The sequence below is a fragment of the Bradyrhizobium sp. genome, assembly GCF_050014615.1.
In the GTDB taxonomy this organism is placed as follows: Bacteria; Pseudomonadota; Alphaproteobacteria; order Rhizobiales; family Xanthobacteraceae; genus Bradyrhizobium.
On sequence record NZ_JBEKCZ010000341.1, the window covers coordinates 1 to 3,912 of the forward strand.

3 protein-coding genes are annotated in these 3,912 nt (G+C 60.6%); all 3 read left to right on the forward strand.

Translation table 11 applies throughout. The features are described 5' to 3' along the window. The first annotated feature begins 589 nt into the window (after positions 1–589). Positions 590–2,149 carry a 2-isopropylmalate synthase gene (locus tag ABR948_RS29240; RefSeq protein ID WP_428124752.1) on the forward strand — a complete coding sequence of 520 codons (1,560 nt, stop codon included), beginning with the start codon at positions 590–592 and terminating at the stop codon, positions 2,147–2,149. A 212-nt stretch (positions 2,150–2,361) separates the two neighbouring features. Next, entirely contained in the window at positions 2,362–3,279 is a 918-nt protein-coding gene (locus ABR948_RS29245) for a DctP family TRAP transporter solute-binding subunit (RefSeq protein WP_428124754.1), read from the forward strand. Positions 3,280–3,520: 241 nt separating this feature from the next. Further along, on the forward strand, positions 3,521–3,912 hold a 392-nt coding region (locus ABR948_RS29250; RefSeq protein ID WP_428124756.1), incomplete at its 3' end, for a TRAP transporter small permease.

Here is a 3,912-nt window from a genome sequence, read left to right on the forward strand (position 1 = left end):
TGGAATGTGAGCTCGCAAATTTTTACCCTCCCCTGGAGGGGGAGGGTCGGCTCGCATTCGTGCGAAGCACGATGAGAGCCGGGGTGGGGTGACAGTCTCTCCATTCGAATGGTGTCCAAGTTGAGAGACCGTCACCCCACCCCGGATCACATTTCGCTGCGCTCATGTGATCCGACCCTCCCACTCCACAGGGGAGGGTAAGTGAGTCCTCCAGCGGAGGGTGGAAGGGTCAACCCGCCTGACTATCTTTTGGCATTGCGGTTTGCCGCATTTCTCGTTTAGAACGGTCGGGAAAGCCCATTTCCGGCAACCAACCGTCAACGGTTTTGCCCCAGGATAGGGCTTTAAAGGGTCTGGCAATGCTGATTCGCAGCCAAATGTATGGAGTTCAGGGGGGAGCGGCCACGGCCGTTCGTTCCCAGGCGATTCCGGCTGCGTCCCTGCCCACCCTGCTGATTAGCGGGCTTCTGCTTCTTATCGGCCCCTGAGGGCCGTCTGGGCGGTTTGCGCCTGGGCACTCAGGGGTTGCGCGAGATCACCAGACCCCTTCAGCGCTCAGAGATAGCGCACTGCCAAAGGAATTTTCGCAATGACCACCGCCAACAAGTCCGACAAGGACCGCGTCGTTATATTCGACACCACCCTGCGTGACGGCGAGCAATGCCCCGGCGCCACCATGAGTTTCGAGGAGAAGCTCGAGGTCGCCGAGATGCTCGACGACATGGGCGTCGATGTCATCGTGGCCGGCTTTCCCATCACCTCCGAAGGCGATTTTCAGGCGGTCAGCGAGATCGCCCGGCGCTCCAAGAATGCCGTGATCGCCGGATTGGCGCGGGCCCATCCCAAGGACATCGACCGCTGCGCGGAAGCCGTGAAGTTCGCCAAACGCGGCCGCGTCCACACCGTGATCGCGACCTCGCCGTTGCACATGCGCGTCAAGCTCAACATGACGCCGGAGCAGGTGATCGAGACCTCGATCGCCAACGTCGCCCGCGCCCGCAACCAGATCGACGACGTCGAATGGTCGGCCGAGGACGGCACCCGCAGCGAAATGGAGTTCCTGTGCCGGGTGGTCGAGGCCGTGATCAAGGCCGGCGCCACCACCGTGAATATTCCCGACACCGTTGGTTATACGGTGCCGGAAGAATACACCCACTTCATGCGCACCCTGATCGAACGGGTGCCGAATTCCGACAAGGCGGTATTCTCCGTGCATTGCCATAACGATCTCGGTATGGCGGTGGCGAATTCGCTGGCGGGTCTGGCCGGCGGCGCGCGCCAGATCGAATGTACTGTGAACGGCATCGGCGAGCGGGCAGGCAATGCCGCGCTCGAGGAAGTCGTGATGGCGATCAATGTGCGCAACGACCGCTTTCCGTACTGGAACAAGATCGACACCACGATGCTGACGCGGGCCTCCAAGCTGGTCTCGGCGGCGACGTCGTTTCCGGTGCAGTACAACAAGGCGATCGTCGGCCGCAACGCCTTCGCCCATGAAAGCGGTATCCATCAGGACGGCGTCCTCAAGGATGCCTCGACCTATGAGATCATGCGGCCGGAAATGATCGGCCTCAAGCAGTCGTCGCTGGTGCTGGGCAAGCATTCGGGCCGTCATGCCTTCGTGCACAAGCTGGAGGAGATGGGCTACAAGCTCGGCGCCAACCAGCTCGAAGACGCGTTCGTGCGGATGAAGGCGCTGGCCGACCGCAAGAAGGACATCTATGACGAGGACATCGAGGCGCTGGTCGACCAGGAGATCGCCGCCTCCCATGACCGCATCAAGCTGGCCTCGCTGACGGTGATCGCGGGCACCCACGGTCCGCAGCGCGCCACCATGAAGCTCAATATCGACGGCAAGATCTCGATCGAGGAGGCCGAAGGCAACGGCCCGGTCGATGCGGTGTTCAACTGCATCAAATTGCTGGTGCCGCATGAGGCCAAGCTCGAGCTCTATCAGGTCCACGCCGTCACCGAGGGCACCGACGCCCAGGCCGAGGTATCGGTGCGGCTGGCCCATGAAGGCCGGTCGATGACATCGAAGGCCTCCGATCCGGATACGCTGGTGGCCTCGGCCAAGGCCTATCTCGGCGCGCTCAACAAAATCGTGATGAAGCGCCAGCGCGACATCCCGGCGGCGGCGGCGAGCTGATTGCTGCAAAAAGATGCAGGGATCGGCATCCGTTACCAAAAACGCGGCGTTCCCGCGCCGCGTTTTTGCGTTGCAGCAATACTTCCACAAAACCCCTGCTAACGGGCAATGGCGTTTCGGCGGGCTTCTCTGTATTGATGCGGCTGGTATACCAAGGCTTGCGGAGCAGCGCCGTTCGTGCGCATTCCGCCAAAAGCATGCGGGGAGAAGATATGCGTAGGTTGATTTTGGCTGCTGCGTCGGTCGCGGCCTTGACTGTAGCCGGACCGGCATCGGCGCAGTCGCCGATCGTCATCAAGTTCAGCCATGTCGTGGCTGCGAACACGCCGAAAGGTGCGGCCGCCGAAAAGTTCAGGGAACTCGCCGAGAAATACACCGAGGGCAAGGTCAAGGTCGAAATCTACCCGAATTCGACGCTCTACAAGGACAAGGAAGAACTGGAGGCGCTGCAGCTCGGCGCGGTCCAGATGCTGGCGCCCTCGAACTCCAAATTCGGCCCGATCGGCGTGCGCGAGTTCGAGGTGTTCGATCTTCCCTATATCCTGCCGGATCTCGCCACCTTGCGCAAAGTGACCGATGGTCCGCTGGGCGCCAAGCTTTTGAAAAAGCTCGAGCCAAAGGGCATGACCGGTCTGGCTTATTGGGACAACGGCTTCAAGCAAATGTCCGCCAACAAGAAACTGATCACGCCGGAGGATTACCAGGGTTTGAAATTCCGCGTCCAGTCGTCGAAGGTTCTCGAGGCGGAGTTCCGCGCGCTTGGCGCGATCCCGCAGGTGATGGCGTTCGGCGAGGTCTATCAGGCGCTGCAGACCGGCGTGGTCGACGGCCAGGAGAACACCACCTCCAACATCTACACCCAGAAGATGCATGAGGTGCAGAAGTACATGACCATGACCAACCATGGCTATATCGGCTATGTCGTGGTCGTGAACAAGAAGTTCTGGGACGGCCTTCCCGCCGATATTCGCGGCCAGCTCGAAAAGGCGATGAAGGAAGCCACCGAGTTCGGCAACAATCAGTCGGCCAAGGAAAACGACGACGCGCTGGTCTACAAGGATGTCGCCAACCGGGTCGGCCAGCCCCTGATCGATGAGTTCGTCAAGGAAACCGGTGGGGTCAGCCACTAACGAAAAATGCCGGCGAGCTTTCTTTCGAGCTGTTGGCGGTGAACAAACATTCTCTCACCCGTCATGGCCGGGCAAAAGCGCGAAGCGCGTCTTCGCGCAGATGTCCCGGCCATCCACGCCCTTCTTATTGCAGCGCCAATAAGACGTGGATGCCCGGGACAAGCCCGGGCATGACGAGATCAGACACAAATGACGCGTTCTGCTGGCCGCATTTTCCGGCCAGGTTCTAAGGGGGACATTGGTGCTGCTTCGTATCCTTGATCGGCTCGAGGAAATTCTGATCAGTTCGCTGATGGCGGCCGCGACGATCCTGATATTCGTTTCCGTCGTGCACCGGTTCGGCACCGGCGTGAAGTTTCTGTATCCCTATCTGATCGGCATCCACATCTCCTGGGCGCAGGAGTTGTGCATCTACATGTTCATCTGGATGGCGAAGTTCGGCGCCGCCTACGGCGTGCGCACCGGCATCCATGTCGGCGTCGATGTGCTGATCAAGCGGCTCAATCCGGACTGGCAGAAGGGCGTCATCCTGTTCGGGCTGTTCGGCGGGGCGCTGTTCACCGCGATCGTCGGCACCATGGGGGCGAAATTCGTGATCGAGTTGATGAGCACCGATCAGGTCTCGCCCGATCT